Genomic DNA, 17,534 nt, shown 5'->3' on the forward strand with positions numbered 1-17,534 from the left:
GTTTAAAGTTTCTGTTTTCATGATTTTTTAAATTTATTTGTGATTATTAAAATGTTTGTGTTAATGCTATTGAGATGTTTCTACCTGCCTCAGGCACATCGATTAAACGGTAAAAACTGGTATGATCAAAATATTTAGTATTGAAGACATTATTGAGTTTAAACTTCACATCCAAAGGTTGCTTCGTTTTAAATAAGTTTATTTGAGTAAGAAGCGACATGTTTAAGACTTGATAGCCATCTGTTTTTTCTTCTGGTGGTACAATTTCATCTTGTGCTGCTGTAATTTTATAATCAGCAATTAGTTGGGGTTGTTTAAAAAAGAATGCATTTTTAAATTGGTAACGTGCTGAAAATAATCCGGATAATGGTGGCGAAAACGGAATGGTAAAACCTTCTTTGGGACCACTTGTTTGTCGTGAATACACGTATTCTGCAGAAGCATCTAATTGTAAATTATTAATAATGCTGGTACCTGCTCTTAATTCGCCACCTGCTCTAAATACTTTGTTTTGCGTGTATTCGTAGATCTGTAAAGTCTCGTAATAGTTTGATGTCGGATTCAAGTAAATAAAGTTTTCAAAAAAATTGACAAACGGACTGATACCGAGACTAAAATCCTTTGTCGTATGATCAATATCTAAATCTAATTGATAAGATTCTTCTGGGTCTAAATCGAGATTTCCTTGTTCATAACGATACATGTGGTAGTTCACACCATCTGAAGCTAATTCATTAGGTAAAGGCATTCTAAAACTCTTTCCTATATTTATTTTGAAGGTGGTATTTTTAAGCAAGTAACTCAGTCCTACAGAAGCGCTCAAGTTTCCAAAATTGAGCGTTTTATCTTGTGCGCGTTGTAAGTAAACATTGGAGGTTGAGCCGTTAGCATTATTAATGGGGGTACGATACCAATCAAAATACGACTTGCTATTTATTTGTCCAAAATCATAACGTAAACCAGCTAAAAGGTGTAAGTCGGAATGGATTTCGAATTGGTCAAAAGCAAATGCACCGACTGTAAAACGTGTGTATTCTGGTATTAAAAAGCCCCAACCGCTTATACTATTATCTTGAAATTCTAGATTGACACCGGCAACAACTTGATGTTGTTTATGGGGTTGAAACGCATCTTTTACATTTAAAGAAAAGGTGTTTTTATGAAAACCACGTTCTTTTGTGTTTGGTGGTGTTGGCATATATCCATGTGGTGTAGGCTCGGAGCGCTCTTCTCTTATGTTATTTTGAAAGCCTAAATCCACGTTGATGCTATGATTATCTAAGGTAATTGACGTGTTATTAGTGATTTTAAAGTGGTTGACCTTATGATAAGGCAAGTCCACATCACGGTTTGAACTGTCGTAATCAATGGTTGATGTTCTTACTTCTAAACCATGGGCATTAGCAAAAAAACCATTTTTAGCATTTACGTTGCTAATCGTTGTTTCTGAAGTAATGCGGTCTGAAACATAACCCATACTAAAACTAGCATTTGCTTCTTTTCCTGCTGTATTACGTAAGTTATTGTCCTGTAAAGTAAAGACGTAATTTTCATAATTAATTTTATCCGTCGGTACTTTATAGTCGGCATAATCTCTGTAGGTTAAGCGACCTCTATAAAACCAATTATGACCTCTTGCTTCTATACCAGTTGAGATACCGATTAAATCATTATTGCTTTCGCCTAAAAGGTTAACTTCGCCATTAAATGAATGCCTTGAAGGAATGGCATTAGGTTGAATATCTACAACACCAGCAATGGCGTCTGATCCATAAACTAAAGCGGCAGGGCCTTTTACAATTTGAATGTTTTCAATACCATATTGGTCGATTTCTAAACCATGATCATTGCCCCATTGTTGAGCTTCATGTTTTATACCATTTTGAACCACAGCAACTCTATTAAACCCTAAACCTCTAATAACAGGTTTTGACTGTCCTGAGCCAATATTTATAGTGCTTACACCTGGAATTTTACTCAAGGTTTGCATCAAACTATTTTCTCTATTAGTAGTAAGAAATTCCTTAGAGACTAATTGAGATACTACAGGTGATTCTTTGTTAAGCCTTTTTTTAGTTTTGCCGTTCACCTGTATTTCATGTAATGCTGTAGTAGATTCGTCTAAGAAAATTTTGAGTGCTTCCATGTTTGGACCAACGTCAACATTGATGGTTTGGGTTGTATAACCTAAGTGCGATATGGTAAATGTATGAGTCCCTTTGGTAACAGCTTTGATGGTAAACGCACCTGAAGCTGATGAAACGGAAAATAAACCTTTACCAATAATATTGACACCTTCAAGAGGTTGTAGAGTGTTGGAGCTTGCTACAATTCCTTTTATTTGAAAAGAATCTTGTGCAAATACCATTGAGCTTAGACTAAAACATAGCCATAGACTCAGCGTTTTGTAAAACATAAAGCGATACTATAAGATTTGAATAATTGTTCTTAAGTGGAATTTCAATAAAACCTATTCTATTTGTATTAAATGAAGCTTTTCTAAAGTTGTGGAACTTCAAAATGCATTTATGGCCAGCTATCAATTATGATTTTATTTAAACTTAAATAGATAGTTTTAAGCGCATTCGTTAAAAACGGAGTTTATGCTTAATTAATAAAATGGAATAGGGAATCTAGATAGAAAAGGGTGGAGGTCTAGATAGTAATTGGTTAGTAGCAATCGTGTTAGAAGCTATAAAACTATAGTGTTTAACGCCGCTCTTAGTAACGATTAATTCTGTATTCTCAATTAAAAACTCCTGAGAGTCTGGAGCCAATAGTGGTGTTAGACTAAGTGTTGTTGCGTTATCACAAATAGTACAATGTAAAGCATGATCGTTGTGATCATTATCCTCTCCATGGGTTAATGCATGAAGCCCTATCATTTTCATCGAGAGGAAAAGGATAAGGAACAGAAAAGTGATACTATTTTTTATTTGACTAACTTTCATTAAAATGAAAACAACCTAATCTAATTAAAAATTTACGTTTCTAAACAACATCTATAATTGCAACGTGATTATTGCTTTATTGTTGTTCTTTGATTTGCGAAGATAATATTTATTTATGATATTGCAATAAATTACTGCAAACAAATCGCATTAATGAAAAAACGAAGAAATACACCAACCAAAGCTGCTGTTTTAGAGGTGTTGACTAAAACAGGTAAAGCCTTAAGTCAAGATGCAATTGAAGCACAAATAAGTATAGATATAAATAGAGCGACCATATATCGGGTTTTAAATCGATTTTGTGATGATGGTGTGTTGCATAAAGTGATTGCTGAAGATGGTAAGCAATATTTTGCATTGTATGAGTCAGGTAAAAAGGCCTTGACACATCAGCATTTTCATTTTAAATGTAAGGTATGTGACACTTTAGAATGTCTTCCTGATGAGGTTAGTTTTACTATTCCTGAGGGGTATGTCGTGGAAAATGTAAATTGCGTATTAACGGGTGTTTGTAAAAAATGTGCTAAACTCTAAAAGCCTAAAAATTCCTCATCACTTAAGGTTTTCATAAAAGCAATAAGGTTTGTTTTTTCTTCTTCTGAAAGTGGAATTCTGTTATTGTTATCCTTTAGAATAGGGTCTAGATTGTCAACATCTAAAACACCATTGTCAAAATAATCTAAAACGTCTCTTAAAGTCGTAAATTGTCCAAAACTTCCGTAAGGTGCTGTGTGCTCTATATTTCTTAAGCTAGGCACTCTAAAGCTCATGTAATCGTCTAAATTCCCTGTTACTCTGGCGCGTCCAGCTTCGTCTGTATTAGGATTAATAGGAAACCCAATACTTCTAAAACTTTGGTCGGTAAACAACTCTGTGCTGTGACAACTCGAGCATTTTTGCTCAAATGTTAAAGCGCCTTCTGCTTCGCTTATAGTATAAGTCGCTTCATTTTGCTTAACACGGTCGTATTTGCTATTGGCAGAAATTAAGGTGTATTCATATTGAGCAATACTTTTGTAGATGCGTTCTGGAATCATATTGTCATCACCAAAAGCTTTTTCAAATAGCGCTTGATATTCAGGGTCAATTTCAATTTTACTGATGACTTCCAAAATAGAAGAATCCATTTCTTCATGGGTAATAATAGGTACCAACGGTTGGTTTTCTAACTGAAGCTTACTACCATCCCAATTGTAAAAATTCATGAAAGCTAAATTCTGAATTGGCGGTGTGTTTCTAAGTCCAATTCGGCCATCAATTCCAATGGCTTGTGCGTTAGAATCTGCAAAGGCATTAATTTGAATATGGCAGGTAGCACATGAAATCGTATTATTAGCACTAAATCTTTTTTCAGAAAATAGTTTCTCACCCAGTTCAACGCCAAAAGTTGTTGGTGTATTGGAGTAAAATGCATTATTAAGCAATGGGAAATCCTCAGGTATACTTAATTCAAGCTCAGGATTGTTATACGGTATAGATTCATAATTATCGTCTTTGTTACAAGACATAAATAAAACCATTACAACAGAAAGAAGTGCTATATTTTTCATTTTGAAGTGTGTTAGATTCAAAAAAATTAAAAATAGAGCCATCTAAACATTATATTTCAGATGGCCCTAAAAATTAGGATTTAGTTCTCTACAGATTGAATAGAAAACATTCCAGTTGTATCAGTGGTACCGTTACCTCCAATATTCTCTACAAACTTTGTCATTTCAACAGCGGTATGAATACTTGGTGTAGCATTGCTTTCACCTAAGGTTATAGTATGACTTTGACCACTTAATAAATAATCAAAATCTGCATTTATTACAATAGTAGGCGCACTATTTCCTACGGTAGCGTTTGTTGGAAGTGTTAAAGTAATATCTCTATACGCATCTACACCTTGCGTGTAACTTCCTTCTTCACCTTCTACAGTACTTCCAGAGTGAATAGATAAAACATCATTGTTAGAACCATAGAATCCTTCAATTTTAGTAAAACGGTATCCAGTTCCCCATTCCCAATGCATTTCAGTATCATTTTCTCCAGCGCTTGCATAGAAATTTGGAAAGCTTGCTTCATCTAAAGTATTTAATTCAGATTTTACTCCTAAACCAAATCTAATTTCAGAATAGTCACCAACAGGAATATCACTCATTACATAATTTAACGTTTCAGGAAGCGCATGGTTTATGACCGTTGCACCATTGTCTAAATCATTTACATTATAAGGTATTTCAGTACCATCTGCTTTAATTAAGCGTATGTTACTTATAACGTATTTTACTTCTTCAAAGTGGTGTGTTTGTCCTTCATCTGAAGTATTTACAGTAGCTGAAGCCGATGTAGCATCACCAAGAACGATAGGTGTCGCTCCAAATGTGTTGTTAAATTCTAAGGTTACATTGTTTGCAACTGGGTTATCATCATCACTACTACAAGACATGAAAGCAACTAAAACTGCTGCTGATAAAATATAATTTTTAAGATTTTTCATTTTTTTAAATTTGTGTTATTTGGTATTTGTTTAATATTAAGTACGTATAAAATCTACCTATAACATTGGCGGCGGGACTAAAATCTCTAGATAAGGCTCCAAATGGTGAAACTCTATATACACCATATTTAATTTATTTGTAATGCTGTTGTGGGGCTCTATCTCAAATTCAGGATTAGAATCAAATGCCAAATCTAAATTTTTTGTAGTCATTATTTTTTCAGAATCAGATGGCTCCGTTTCTTGAAGTTCTTTACTTAAATGACATTTGCCGTTACAATGTAATTCGGGTTGGTCTTTATTGACACAAAATTGTTCCGTAATGGCTTTTTGGTTGAGTTTAAAGTGCATAATGACCACGGCTTGTTGCGATACAACAAACAGGAATAAAAGGGTCATTATAAGACTAAAAACTTTATGCATTGCTTAGAAGTTAAATTTTAATGAAGTGAATATATTACGACCCATTCTTGGGATATTTCCCCAATCGGCATACGTGCTGTAATATTCATTCAGAATATTTTCTGCGCCTACCTGTACTACAGTTTTGTAAGCCGCAATTCTGAAGGTGTAGTCTGCAGATAGATTCCAAACCGTGTATGAAGGGGTTTGGTCCTCGCCGTATTCTGGACTGTAGTTGATTTGCTCTAAATCACCATTAATTGACGTTTGAAAATTGAATCTATTGTATTTATAATGCAGTGCGGTTTGGTAACTTAAAGGTCTTATAAATGGTAAATTATTTTCATTTTCGTCCTTTCCACGTGCGTAGGTGAGTGTGCCTTTCCAGTGAAGATTATCTAAAATAGAATAACTTCCGTTTAGAGAAAAATTAAATAAAGTTGAATAATCTAAAGAGGTATAGCTTTTAACACCAACAGACTGATAGTTCATAGGGCTTCCTAAGCTCAAAATTCTACCGATAATATAATTTTCAATGTAGAAATAATTCACGTTAGCTTGAATACTAAGTTTGTCATTTGCATAGCCAGCACTTGCATTCCCTTCATAAGAAATTTCATTTTTTAAATCAGGATTTCCAACATAATCATAACGGTCAAAACTATTGTAAATGTAATAACCATAACCTTCGGAAACTGAAGGTGCTCTATGGCCATAACCACCACCTACAGAAAAATTGAAATTGTCAATATTTAGTTGATAGCCTGCGTGCAAGCTAGGAAGTAATCTTGTTTTTTCTTGAGGTGTTCCTGGGTGAAATATCCAGTTAAATTCCACATATTTTGAATGATTGTAATTCAACCCTAAAGACCCTCCAAAATTCAATTGGCTTTGATCTGAAAACGCCCATGAGTTGTTAAGTGAAAGTCCCGCAAACGTGGTGGTCACAGCAGGCCAGCTGTAAGCAAACATAGTACGTTGGCTTCGGTCCTGAGGATACATACGCATTTCTGCTGTAGATAAATTGTTATAGGCGTTTAGTTGTATTTCTGAATTAAACTTACCGCGTTTTAAGTTGATATTAGATAACAAACCATAAGTGGTGCTCCAACCCGGCATATCCATGTGGACTAAATTTTCAGGTCGTGTGGTGTCATCCATATAATGTTCTATAGCATTAAAATAGACTTTAGAATCCCAGGCTCTTACTAGGCCTTCTTCAAATAATTGTTTATACGTTGCTGAGGTAATTAAAGCTCTTGACAGCCATAAATCCATAGGCAATGCAGGGTAACCAACATCTTTGGCCTCATCGTAAATAGCTTCAATTTTAACAGATGAGAGTTCCGTTGTTTTATAAGCTAATCCTAATGATGCATTGAATTTGGTAAATTGAGAATGGTCCACTTTGTCATCATTACCATCACTGTAATTTTCTGCTTTTCGGTAAGCTAAACTTCCATCGGCAACAAATTTATCCGAAGAATATGAGGTATTTGCCAGATTGAAAAACTGTTTGTTATTAAATTCAAATCCGGTTTGGTAAGCGCCGGTCCATTCTTTTAAGCGATTAAACGGTGTGCTTTTTCGTTTTAAATCAATACTTCCGGCAACGGTTGCGCCATGCATGTTGCCTTCTTGTCCTGATTTGATGTCTATTTCAGCTAAGTTATTGCTCTCTACATAAGAGGTAATAGGGTCCATTTTATCAGTACAGGCACCAAAAACATGCATCCCATCAATCGTAATTGTTGAGCGTTCCGAACTCATGTTGTTCAATAGCGGTTCCCAGGCGTAAGCGCCACGTTTTATAAAGCTAATATTATCAGAAGAGGCCAAAAATTCATCAACAGAAACCGCCATTTTCATGTCCGTTTCAATTTTCTTTTTAATTATGGTCATCAGCTGAACTTCCTCTAAGGCAACAACGCTGTCTTTCTTTTTCTCTGTGTTTTGCGCACCTGAGAATAGTCCTATAAAAAGTAATATGATTAATGTGATTGATTTCATCATTATTAAAATAATATATCAATATGAAGTTCACTTCTTGCACCTTCAATACCAGGCGTAAATTCGGTTGAAACTTCAGTCCCTTTTATAATTTCGCCATATTGATTTTGCATTCTGAAATTTAGAGTCCAGTTTCCGGTCATGGTATAATTTACTACGCCGTAATACAAACCATCATCTTGCTGTGTTAAGTCTACATTATTAGGAGACGAGTGATTTCCCATTGACGGTTCTGGCATTCGTGGGTCTAATAATAAGGTGTAATCGGAAACGACGGCGTAGGAATACTGTGAAGGGTCAGGAAATGTGCCTGCCTCATTAGATGGTGGATTGTACTTGTAAATTCCGGCCACCAATTCGTTTTCTGCAATTTTCGGTTTTTGAGGGGCTACCAAAGCTATAAAATACTGCTCACCATCATCAGCTGTAAAGGCTGTCATGTTTAAATTCATATTGGTTTGCGTTTCAACTGTAATGTCTTGATTAAGACTATAGGTCTGACCATTATCTGTAAATGAGATGTAGAGTTTCCAAGTATCAGAATCATTACTTTCACTGGTAAAAACAGCATAAGTTGAATAATAGGCGTCTGTAGTGTTGTAGTCTACATTATATTGATGTGGACAAGAACTGTTGTTTCCTGTGTAATCCGTTACAATAGGTAAAAACGTAACGTCTGATGCATTTAAATTTTCATCTGTTTGCGTATTCGTTATGGTTAAGCGTATGTCATTGTAACCTTTATATAGAGTCCCGTTTAAGGCTTCAATATCTATTTGATAATTGTTTTCAGCTATAGAAACCACAGTTTCATATTCAAAATGCTCGGTGACTTCGGTGCTTATTTCAGCTTCGTAATCGGTTTTATCTAGGGTGCAAGACGTTACTGCAATAAACATTACAGCCACGAAAAAATTAATGTTTTTCATCACTTTTAGGTGTTTTTTGTTTTAAAAAAAACTTAAATGTGTAGCAGTTGCCTCTCCAATTAATAATTGGCTATTGATAGGCTAATAGTGAGTTATTAAATTAGAGTTGCAAATTATAATCGTACATAAACAATGTAAATCGCTACAGAGAATGGAGGAGAAAGCACTTATATATAGAACGGTATATTAAGAGTTACTGCTATATTATTTTACAGCAATTCGGCTTTAAACACTAACAAATTTTTAATTGATAGTGTATAAAGTATACCATAGCAAAATGCGTAGACATCTGGCTAAGTATGATAAAGTAAAGTGTTTCTAATTAAAATTAAACTAGTGGAGGATGGAAGATAAAATTCATAAAATTGAATTCATAAATTTTATTGTAAGACGGTTCAATTTTTGAATTTTCTTCTTGGGCAGTAAAACTGATAGGCGTCTTAAAGATATCTTGATAGAAAACCACTTGTTGCTCTGAAGCAGAAGCGTGGTTTTTATCGGTGCTTTTTTCAGAATCTGAAGCTTTAGCTAGTTTCTTTTTTAAGTAACATTTACCGTTACAAGCTAATTCTGGTTCGTCTTTATTGACGCAGAGTTCGTTTTTAATATAATCATAGAAAGTAGCATACTCTACAAATGGAATTGTAGGCTTTAAAAGCATAAATAGTGCTAAGAAAATTGTTGCTGTTTTCACAGTGCGAAGTTCTCAATTTTTTTTTAGACTTCCTAATGTTTTAATATTTGAAGTATAAGCTGATTATGAGTTCATGAACGCGTGTGGAATTAAATAATTTTAGAATTTAAAGGAATAAAAAAGTGTGAGGGTTTATTATGTTATTATTTGATGGTATTTTAGAACTTTTAAAACCCAAAATTATATTTAGTAGTTAGATACAAAATAATTTTAAATGAAGATAAAGATTGATAAATTCGTGCTATTTATAATAGCCGTTATAATAATTGCCTATTTTTTTCCGGAATGGGGCATACCAAAAAGTAAAATTCCTATCGATACGATTAGTGCGATAGGAATTTCGTTTATTTTCTTTTTCTATGGATTAAAATTGAACCCTACACAATTAAAAGCAGGACTCAAAAACTGGAAGTTACATCTTTTAGTTCAAGGGGCTACGTTTTTAATGTTTCCCTTATTGGTTTTGGCTTTGCATCCTTTTATTCAAAATCAAGAGCAAGAAACCATTTGGTTAGCGTTCTTTTTCTTGGCAGCATTACCATCAACAGTATCCTCATCGGTGGTTATGGTTGCTATGGCCAAAGGAAATATTCCTGCAGCAATTTTTAATGCGAGTATCTCAGGAATTATAGGTATTGTAATTACACCGCTTTGGATGGGCTTGTTTGTAGATCCAACTCAAACTAATTTTGATTTTACAGATATTTACCTGAAACTAATTATTCAAATCATTTTACCTGTAATTGTCGGACTGTTTTTGCAGCGGTATTTTGGTGATTTTGCACGTAAACACAGTAGTAAATTAACGTTGTTTGATAAGTCTATAATTTTATTGATTATCTATAAGAGTTTTGCGTCTTCTTTTTATAACAACATTTTTAGTGCAGTGTCACTTTTACATTTACTCTTACTTTTAATAGGAGTGATATTACTATTTGTAATTGCTTTTGTATTGACTGGTTTTGTTGCAAAAAAACTGAACCTGAATAGAGAAGATCAAATTACAGCTCAGTTTTGTGGTACCAAAAAATCATTGGTTCATGGTACTGTTTTTTCTAAAATTATTTTTGGTAATATGGCAACAATGGGTGTTATATTGTTGCCCTTAATGTTATTTCATGCGACTCAAATTCTGATTATTAGTGTTATAGCTTCAAAAAAAGGTCAGTTGTAATATGCGTTTTTTTTAAGTTTAAAACCATTGGAAATGGATACCTGAAGCTACAACGGCTCCAACTAAAATAATTAGTACAATAATTACAAATTTAGCTCCAAATTTCGTTTTGTTATCTTTTTGAAAAATATAATCTCTTCTTTCTTCGTCTTCGTCTTTTACAAACTTCATAGTTTCTATTTTATTGGTTAATATATACGGTTTTCTTGTTGACAAAAGCCAACATACCTTCTTTAGATAATTCACGACCATAGCCTGAAATTTTAGTACCTCCAAAAGGTAATCTTGGGTCTGATTTTACCATATCATTGATAAAAAATGCACCGTCTTCAATTTCTAAAGTACGTTTTGATGCGGCTTCATAATCTGATGTGAAAATCATAGTTCCTAATCCAAATTTAGAATTTGAAGCTGTCTCATAAGCTTCATCTTCAGATTTTACTTTAATAATCGCTGCAACAGGCCCAAAGGTTTCCTCTTTAAAAACAGGCATATCTTTAGTCACGTTACCGAGGATTGTTGGTTGATAATAGGCACCATCTCTTTTGTTTCCATATAATACTTCAGCGCCTAAGTCAATTGACTTTGTAATTTGTTCTTCTAAGGTGTCAGCTAAATCTTCGCGTGCGAGGCAAGATATTGTTGTGGCTTCTTCCGTCGGGTCTCCATGATGTAGTGCTTCAACTTTAGACGTGAATTTTTCAATAAATTCGTCATAAATGCCTTCAACAACAATAAATCGTTTTGCGGCAATACAACTTTGCCCTGCATTTTGCATGCGTGCTTTTACAATGGTATCCATATGTTGGTCTAAATCTGCATCTTCTAAAATAATGCAGGCATTATTACCTCCTAGTTCTAAAAGTGATGGTTTAAGATTTTTACCTGCCAACTCTGCAATTTTTCGACCAGCTTTTTCGCTTCCGGTTAAGGATACGGCTTTTACAATATCGTGTTCCATAAGCACTTCTATAGTGTCGTGATCCGTGATTAAGGTTTGAAAACACCCTTCAGGATAGCCAGCGTCTAAAAATAATTTTTCAATAGCGACTGCACAACCTGTTACATTGGAGGCGTGTTTTAAAAGTGCGACATTTCCAGCCGTTAGCGTTGGGACCGCAAATCTAAAAACCTGCCAGAATGGAAAATTCCAAGGCATAATAGCTAAAACACAACCTAAAGGGTCATAACTTATAAAACTCTCTTGCGCATCGGTTTCAATGAGGTCATCTTGTAAAAACTGTTCTGCATTTTTAATGTAAAAATCGATGAGATAAATACATTTATCAATTTCAGCTTGACTTTCTAGAATTGGTTTTCCCATTTCTTCAGTCATTAAAAGACTTAATTCCGTTTTGTTACCAAAAAGTTGATCCGCAAGATTTTGAAGTAATATAATGCGCTCACTAAAATCAGATTGCTTCCAAGAATTGTAGGTGTTATCTGCTAGTGCTAGTTTTTTATTGATATTAGATTTGGCATCTAATTTATAAGTTTCGAGATGATTTCCGTTAAACGGATTGTAAGTTTTTATCGTAGTTTTCATAACTGTAAAATGTGATTCAAAATTAATTTTATTCTTGGTGTATAGTTAATGCGTTTACTAAAATATTTAACGCTAATAATAAATAGCATTTCAGCTAATATTGCTATGTAAAGAGTTAAAATAACGTGGGTTTGTGATGTAACTTTGTAACACAGCAAAGCGCTGAACATTAAATTTAACACATAAAAATAACAATAATCATGAGTAATAACGGAAACACAGTTTTAGGAATTTTAGCAGGTACAGCAGTAGGGGCAGTTTTAGGAATCTTGTTTGCACCAGATAAGGGAAGTGTAACAAGACAAAGAATTGCAGATGAAGCAGCAACCAAAAAAAATTTAATGGCTGATAAAGCTACGGAACTGAGAGATTCTTTAGGAAATACAATTTCAACCCAAAAAGAAAACTTAGACGAACAAGTAGAAGCGTTAGTATCTAATGCAAGTTACAAGGCAGAGGATGTTATTACAACGCTAGAAGCTAGATTAAAAGACTTGAAAGCAAAGAATAAGAATCTTCAGAAAAAAGCCTAATTTATGAGTGTATTTGAAGATTTAAAACATACAACAGAAAAGACTTCAGATATTGGTGAGCGTTACGTAAGAGCGTCTCACCAATATTTTAGGCTTAAGGTTTTTCAACAATTAACTATTTCGCTGAGTATGGCAGCAAAGGTGTTGGTTGTGGGAACATTATTGTTTGGAGGTCTTGTATTTCTGTCTATTGCAGGAGCAATAGAGTTAGGTAACGCACTCAATAGCTATTCGCTTGGATTCTTAATGGTTGGTTTAATCTACCTTGTAATAGCACTTATATGCTACTTGTTAAGAAAGAAATTTAACGCTTTTATTATTAAGAAAGTAGGTCTTAAGTTTTTTAATTAAATGAAAAAGCTATAGCTCCAAAGCATCTTTTCCATTTAGTTTATAATGACCTGAAATAAATTTTTAAAAAAATAATATATGAAAACTTATACATCCTTTGATGATATTGATAACGATTTAAAACGCTATAAATTAGAGCGTGATATTGCGTGGGAAGAACTAAAACTAATCAAATCAGAATACAAACAGGATCTTCAGCCGCTTAACTGGGTCAATACGGCTTTACAACTAACAGGTAAATACAGTTTTATTGCGATTATAAGAAAGTGGTTGTTTAAGAAATAATGATTAAATCTCTACTTTAGAAACAATTTGCTTTTTAAACTCGTTAGGTGAAATGTTGAATTTTTCTTTAAATATTTTAGAAAAATAACTTCGACTGGTAAACCCAATGGTATACACAACTTGGGAAATATTTAAATCTGTTGTTTTTATTAAATTCCTAGCTTGTTCTAATCTTATGTGGCGGATAAACTCCGTCACTGTGCGTTTGTATAAAAACTTAAAGCCGTTTTGAAGTTTTGCTTGAGATAAACCATATTCTATAGATAATTGGTCCAAAGAGTACTGTTTTGAAGGCTCTTTTTCTATTAAATTACAAATCTTTTTTATGGTCTTAAGGTCTTGCTTAGATATTGATTTAGGCAATTTTTCACCTGAATTTTGTCTGTTATGTTGCTGAATGTGTAAGGATAATATTTCATAAATCTTTGCCTCAATTTTTAGAATACGCAGCATTCCTTTGGTTTTGATATTACGGATAGACTTTACATCATCGGCCATTTTTAAATTCAACTCCCCGTAATGTAAAAATCTATTTTCATAATCGGTATCTACAAAAACTTCGTATAATTTTTTATTTAGAGTAGAAACATCTGTAGTTCTTTTTTTTAAGAATTCTTTTCGGGTAATCTGAATAAAATTAATCTGCAGCTTTTCATTTTTTGGAAAATGTAAATAATTAATACCATCAGATTTATTAGCGAAAATAACGGATTGAAATTGCTGTGTTTTTCGCTCTACTTTTTGCGCTTCTAATCGGTGTGCAAAACTTCCTTTTAAATTGTAAATAAATCGTATCGGATTATATTTTTCAGCTTCAATCTTAAGAATAAATTCTTTGTGAAATTTAATATCAAAATCTAATAAATTCACACCCCAGTCAAAAGGAATGTAAGTAATTTTACCTAAAGCATTTGCATTATCAATAGTCATTGTGTATTCACCCCATCGTTCTTCAATATGACCGTCTAAATGGTCACTGATTTGTGTAAGAATATCCCTAGTGCTTGTAGGACTTAATAAAATTTCTATCATGTTAGTAAGTGGACGATTGGTTAATCAATATAATTTCATCATAAAACGTAATCGTATGACAAGTCTTTTAAATTCAACTTGTTTAACGTGCTATTAATAAAAAAGGAATTGATGTAAATTTAATCTAATTTAAACCTATTTATCTTAATTTTTTTACAAAAATCACTAATTATTAGGCCTTAAACTGTTTAATGTGCTAAACAGTTAATTTTTCAACCGAAAGAGCAAATACGCATCCCTTTATGTCTCTATTTTTGGTCGTATAACCAATTTAAATTACAATACCTATGAACATATATGAAGCCATTAGGAAAGATCACGATATACAAAGAAATCTTTTAGACAAATTAGTTGATACTTCTGGTGATACAAAAAAACGAACAGAGTTATTTAAAGAACTGCGTAAGGAACTCACTTTACATGCTAACGCCGAAGAGCGTCATTTTTATAAACCATTAATTCCAACTGATATGATGCAAGATTACGCTAGACATGGCATTGCAGAACATCATGAAATTGATGAGCTTGTTGAGGCTTTAGAAGAAACAGAAATGGATTCATCAGGATGGTTAAAAATCGCAAAAAATTTAAAAGATAAAGTAGAGCATCATCTAGAAGATGAAGAGCGAACCTTTTTTCAGCTTTCGGGAAAAGTATTTAACGATAAAGAAAAAGAAGAATTAGCTACTAAATATAATTCTTACATGGAAACACATAGGTAATTGTTGTTTTAAGAATATAACTAGTAGTGGAAGCTGTCGTTTAAGTTTTTATGAATTGGTTGAAATACTAGTTTATTAAATTTTAAACGATAGCTTTTTTTTAGGGATATAAATAATGTAGCTATAAATATTTAAAATAGATAGTAAGTTTTCTGGAGTTTGTTAAAATTATGGCCAACAACTAATAACGTTAACCTCTTCTGTAATTGAATTAATGAAGTCACCGTAAGCATATTATTTTTGTTTAACAGAAATAATATTAAGATGTAAAAGGTAAGCATCGAAAAAAAAAATTACCCATAATCTAAATCAAAAATAAGATGACAACATACACAGCAGAAGTAGGAAATAAATTAAACGATTTATTAGAAAAAAATTACGACGCAGAAAAAGGCTATACTAAAGCAGCTGAGAATGTAAATCATTCTGGTCTTAAAAACTTTTTTAATCGTAAAGCAGAACAACGACGCGTTTTTGGTCATGACCTTAAATCAGAAATTAAATCTTTTGGCCAAGAGGTAGATAAAGGTGGAAGTGTTACGGGATCAGCACACAGGACTTGGATGGATATGAAATCTTGGTTGTCTCAAGATAACGAGGAATCTATGTTAGAGGAAGCTATTAGAGGTGAAAAGACGACCGTAAATGAATATAGCGAAGTGCTTAAAGAAACTAGTTTACCAAGTAGTACTAAATCTATTTTAATGTCTCAAAAAAATAATATTGAAACAGATTTAGCTGAAGTAAAATCATTGGAGAGTTTAAAGTAGAATTTAATTAGTTAGTGATTTGAGCGCATTCTATATCTTAGGATGCGCTCTTTTTTTTTAGTAACCACAAACCTTTTGATTGAAATGCTTTAAAAAATTTAAAAGACAACCCGGGTTTTAATTTAGAGCTGCGCTTTTTTGAGCTACTTTTTTTAGTGTATCGGATAACAAAAACAAGGATATATCCTTTACTTGTAGAAAAAATAAATGTTTTATAAATTATCAAATACAATCGATTTATTAAAAATTGAGTCTGCTTTTGATGCCCATTTTAAATATCCCTCACTCTACGAGACTAACCCTATTATAAATGGTCTATACGAACAGTCACTTCCTGTAATAACAAAGGAAAACCCCGACCAAATTAACTATGCTATTTGGGGAATGGTACCCCAAAATTATAAAGACGGTTGGGATAGCTTTCAAAAGCTGTCTAATACCTTAAATATTCCATTAAGTAAGGTAAACACTTTGGGATGGGTACATAGTTTATTAAATCAGCAACGCTGTGTAATTATTGTTTCAGGTTTTTTTACCTCCTATGTTTTTAATGGCGAAGTTTATCCCTATTATGTCTACAGTATAGACCATAAACCCTTTGCTCTAGCAGGTGTTTATTCAATTTTAAATGATGGTTTTTTATCGGTTAGCCTTATAAGTTCTACAAAGCAAAATGAATTAAAACACATTCATAATTTAGGTGAAGATTTCCCTATTGCCCTATCTAGTGAAGATTTTGAGGATTGGTTTAATTTAGATATAAACTTACCTAATTGTGGGATTGAAAATTTGAAACCTGTAGAATTAAATGCACATACAATATCTAAAGAGTTCTATAAAAATGATATTATTTACGATGCCGTACTAGAACCAGCAAATTATTATAGTTTACCTATTCATTCCTTGAAGTAAAACAGAACAATTAGTAGTTCTTAGTAATTATAAAATTCTATATAGCTTGTGTTTGTTCAATATCTTTTGAAAACTACAGGAATAATTAATAAGAAGTAAAACTGACAGTAATGAACTTACAATAGTTTAAAGCTTTTGAGTGATTCTGTATTGCGTTAATATGTTTGTTTTTTGAGTCAACAACAGTAGAAAAAAGAACATAAATTTGAATTATATATAGTTAACAGCAATTTATGCTGAAACACTTTTATTAGTTTAGTAAGGGTTGGTTACCCAGTAGTAGATCAAGCGAATTCTCTTTTAGGGTTCGCTTTTTTTTTTAGAGGATAATTCAATGTTAATACGGTTAATATCAATTGCGTATGAGCAAATCAGTATAAGTAATATGCACCATCTTTGTAATGAAGGTTAGAAACGCTAACCAATTAACTTAAAACCATAAAATTATGTTACGTTGGACAATCACATTCATTATAATAGCAATCATAGCAGCCGTTCTTGGATTTGGAGGCATAGCAGGTGCCGCAGCAGGTATTGCTAAAATCGTATTTTTTATATTTATCGTACTTTTTGTACTATCTTTATTAAAAGGCGTCATGAAAAAATAAAATAACAATACTATAAAATATTATAGCCTTGAGAACCCTATGGTTTTCAAGGCTTTTTTTATATTCACGGAAAACCGTGAGCTATAAGCATTCTGGTTTTGGTACTATTGTCTAATTTAATTGCACAAAACGG

Annotated in this window: 20 protein-coding genes; 9 read left to right on the forward strand and 11 right to left on the reverse strand. The window is 32.9% G+C overall.

Annotated features, from left to right (window positions below):
* Window positions 1–46: 46 nt before the first annotated feature.
* Together HM982_RS04760 and HM982_RS04765 are read right to left on the reverse strand one after the other, a co-directional pair.
* Window positions 47–2,368: a TonB-dependent receptor gene (locus HM982_RS04760; protein ID WP_246296569.1), complete on the reverse strand. Its 2,322-nt coding sequence runs from the start codon at window positions 2,366–2,368 to the stop codon at window positions 47–49.
* A 265-nt stretch (window positions 2,369–2,633) separates the two neighbouring features.
* Window positions 2,634–2,891: a hypothetical protein gene (locus HM982_RS04765; protein ID WP_179351966.1), complete on the reverse strand. Its 258-nt coding sequence runs from the start codon at window positions 2,889–2,891 to the stop codon at window positions 2,634–2,636.
* 213 nt (window positions 2,892–3,104) lie between these two features.
* On the opposite strand from HM982_RS04765, the gene HM982_RS04770 reads away from it, so the two are divergent.
* A complete protein-coding gene (locus tag HM982_RS04770) occupies window positions 3,105–3,485 on the forward strand; it encodes a Fur family transcriptional regulator (RefSeq protein WP_179351967.1) in 381 nt (126 codons plus the stop codon).
* On the opposite strand, the gene HM982_RS04775 is transcribed toward HM982_RS04770, so the two are convergent.
* From HM982_RS04775 to HM982_RS04800, 6 genes are all read right to left on the reverse strand, one after another.
* Complete coding sequence (locus tag HM982_RS04775) at window positions 3,482–4,501, reverse strand: cytochrome-c peroxidase (protein WP_179351968.1); 1,020 nt, start codon at window positions 4,499–4,501, stop codon at window positions 3,482–3,484. The genes HM982_RS04770 and HM982_RS04775 overlap by 4 nt on opposite strands.
* An 80-nt stretch (window positions 4,502–4,581) precedes the next feature.
* Window positions 4,582–5,433 (reverse strand): MbnP family protein, encoded by an 852-nt coding sequence (locus tag HM982_RS04780; protein ID WP_179351969.1) that lies wholly within the window; start codon window positions 5,431–5,433, stop codon window positions 4,582–4,584.
* Between the two features lie 57 nt (window positions 5,434–5,490).
* On the reverse strand, window positions 5,491–5,856 hold the full coding sequence (locus HM982_RS04785) for a hypothetical protein (RefSeq protein WP_179351970.1): 366 nt from the start codon (window positions 5,854–5,856) through the stop codon (window positions 5,491–5,493).
* A 3-nt stretch (window positions 5,857–5,859) separates the two neighbouring features.
* On the reverse strand, window positions 5,860–7,845 hold the full coding sequence (locus HM982_RS04790; RefSeq protein WP_179352374.1) for a TonB-dependent receptor plug domain-containing protein: 1,986 nt from the start codon (window positions 7,843–7,845) through the stop codon (window positions 5,860–5,862).
* A 5-nt stretch (window positions 7,846–7,850) separates the two neighbouring features.
* Window positions 7,851–8,774: a hypothetical protein gene (locus HM982_RS04795; RefSeq protein ID WP_179351971.1), complete on the reverse strand. Its 924-nt coding sequence runs from the start codon at window positions 8,772–8,774 to the stop codon at window positions 7,851–7,853.
* Window positions 8,775–9,102: 328 nt separating this feature from the next.
* Window positions 9,103–9,468 carry a hypothetical protein gene (locus HM982_RS04800; RefSeq protein WP_179351972.1) on the reverse strand — a complete coding sequence of 122 codons (366 nt, stop codon included), beginning with the start codon at window positions 9,466–9,468 and terminating at the stop codon, window positions 9,103–9,105.
* A 214-nt stretch (window positions 9,469–9,682) separates the two neighbouring features.
* On the opposite strand from HM982_RS04800, the gene HM982_RS04805 reads away from it, so the two are divergent.
* Window positions 9,683–10,642, forward strand: coding sequence for a bile acid:sodium symporter family protein (locus HM982_RS04805; protein ID WP_179351973.1), 960 nt, complete (start codon window positions 9,683–9,685; stop codon window positions 10,640–10,642).
* Between the two features lie 18 nt (window positions 10,643–10,660).
* On the opposite strand, the gene HM982_RS04810 is transcribed toward HM982_RS04805, so the two are convergent.
* Together HM982_RS04810 and HM982_RS04815 are read right to left on the reverse strand one after the other, a co-directional pair.
* Window positions 10,661–10,813 (reverse strand): hypothetical protein, encoded by a 153-nt coding sequence (locus HM982_RS04810; RefSeq protein ID WP_179351974.1) that lies wholly within the window; start codon window positions 10,811–10,813, stop codon window positions 10,661–10,663.
* A 10-nt stretch (window positions 10,814–10,823) separates the two neighbouring features.
* Window positions 10,824–12,188: an NAD-dependent succinate-semialdehyde dehydrogenase gene (locus HM982_RS04815; RefSeq protein WP_179351975.1), complete on the reverse strand. Its 1,365-nt coding sequence runs from the start codon at window positions 12,186–12,188 to the stop codon at window positions 10,824–10,826.
* A 200-nt stretch (window positions 12,189–12,388) separates the two neighbouring features.
* On the opposite strand from HM982_RS04815, the gene HM982_RS04820 reads away from it, so the two are divergent.
* The 3 genes from HM982_RS04820 (at window position 12,389) to HM982_RS04830 (ending at window position 13,357) form a co-directional block, all read left to right on the forward strand.
* Window positions 12,389–12,721, forward strand: a complete 333-nt coding sequence (locus HM982_RS04820; RefSeq protein ID WP_179351976.1) for a YtxH domain-containing protein — start codon at window positions 12,389–12,391, stop codon at window positions 12,719–12,721.
* Between the two features lie 3 nt (window positions 12,722–12,724).
* The gene (locus tag HM982_RS04825; RefSeq protein WP_179351977.1) at window positions 12,725–13,072 is read left to right on the forward strand and encodes a phage holin family protein; all 348 of its coding nucleotides are present in this window, start codon (window positions 12,725–12,727) and stop codon (window positions 13,070–13,072) included.
* A gap of 78 nt (window positions 13,073–13,150) precedes the next feature.
* The gene (locus HM982_RS04830) at window positions 13,151–13,357 is read left to right on the forward strand and encodes a DUF6327 family protein (protein ID WP_179351978.1); all 207 of its coding nucleotides are present in this window, start codon (window positions 13,151–13,153) and stop codon (window positions 13,355–13,357) included.
* Between the two features lie 3 nt (window positions 13,358–13,360).
* Here the strand turns inward: HM982_RS04830 and HM982_RS04835 are convergent, their stop codons facing one another.
* Complete coding sequence (locus HM982_RS04835; protein WP_179351979.1) at window positions 13,361–14,389, reverse strand: helix-turn-helix domain-containing protein; 1,029 nt, start codon at window positions 14,387–14,389, stop codon at window positions 13,361–13,363.
* 287 nt (window positions 14,390–14,676) lie between these two features.
* Here HM982_RS04835 and HM982_RS04840 point away from each other — a divergent pair, with 287 nt between their 5' ends.
* From HM982_RS04840 to HM982_RS04855, 4 genes are all read left to right on the forward strand, one after another.
* Window positions 14,677–15,111: a hemerythrin domain-containing protein gene (locus tag HM982_RS04840; protein WP_179351980.1), complete on the forward strand. Its 435-nt coding sequence runs from the start codon at window positions 14,677–14,679 to the stop codon at window positions 15,109–15,111.
* Between the two features lie 320 nt (window positions 15,112–15,431).
* Complete coding sequence (locus tag HM982_RS04845; RefSeq protein WP_179351981.1) at window positions 15,432–15,881, forward strand: ferritin-like domain-containing protein; 450 nt, start codon at window positions 15,432–15,434, stop codon at window positions 15,879–15,881.
* 207 nt (window positions 15,882–16,088) lie between these two features.
* Window positions 16,089–16,793 (forward strand): SOS response-associated peptidase family protein, encoded by a 705-nt coding sequence (locus HM982_RS04850; protein WP_179351982.1) that lies wholly within the window; start codon window positions 16,089–16,091, stop codon window positions 16,791–16,793.
* Between the two features lie 446 nt (window positions 16,794–17,239).
* Entirely contained in the window at window positions 17,240–17,401 is a 162-nt protein-coding gene (locus HM982_RS04855) for a DUF1328 family protein (protein WP_179351983.1), read from the forward strand.
* Window positions 17,402–17,534: the final 133 nt, after the last annotated feature.

The sequence above is a fragment of the Winogradskyella vidalii genome (genome assembly GCF_013403955.1).
Taxonomy (GTDB): domain Bacteria; phylum Bacteroidota; class Bacteroidia; order Flavobacteriales; family Flavobacteriaceae; genus Winogradskyella; species Winogradskyella vidalii.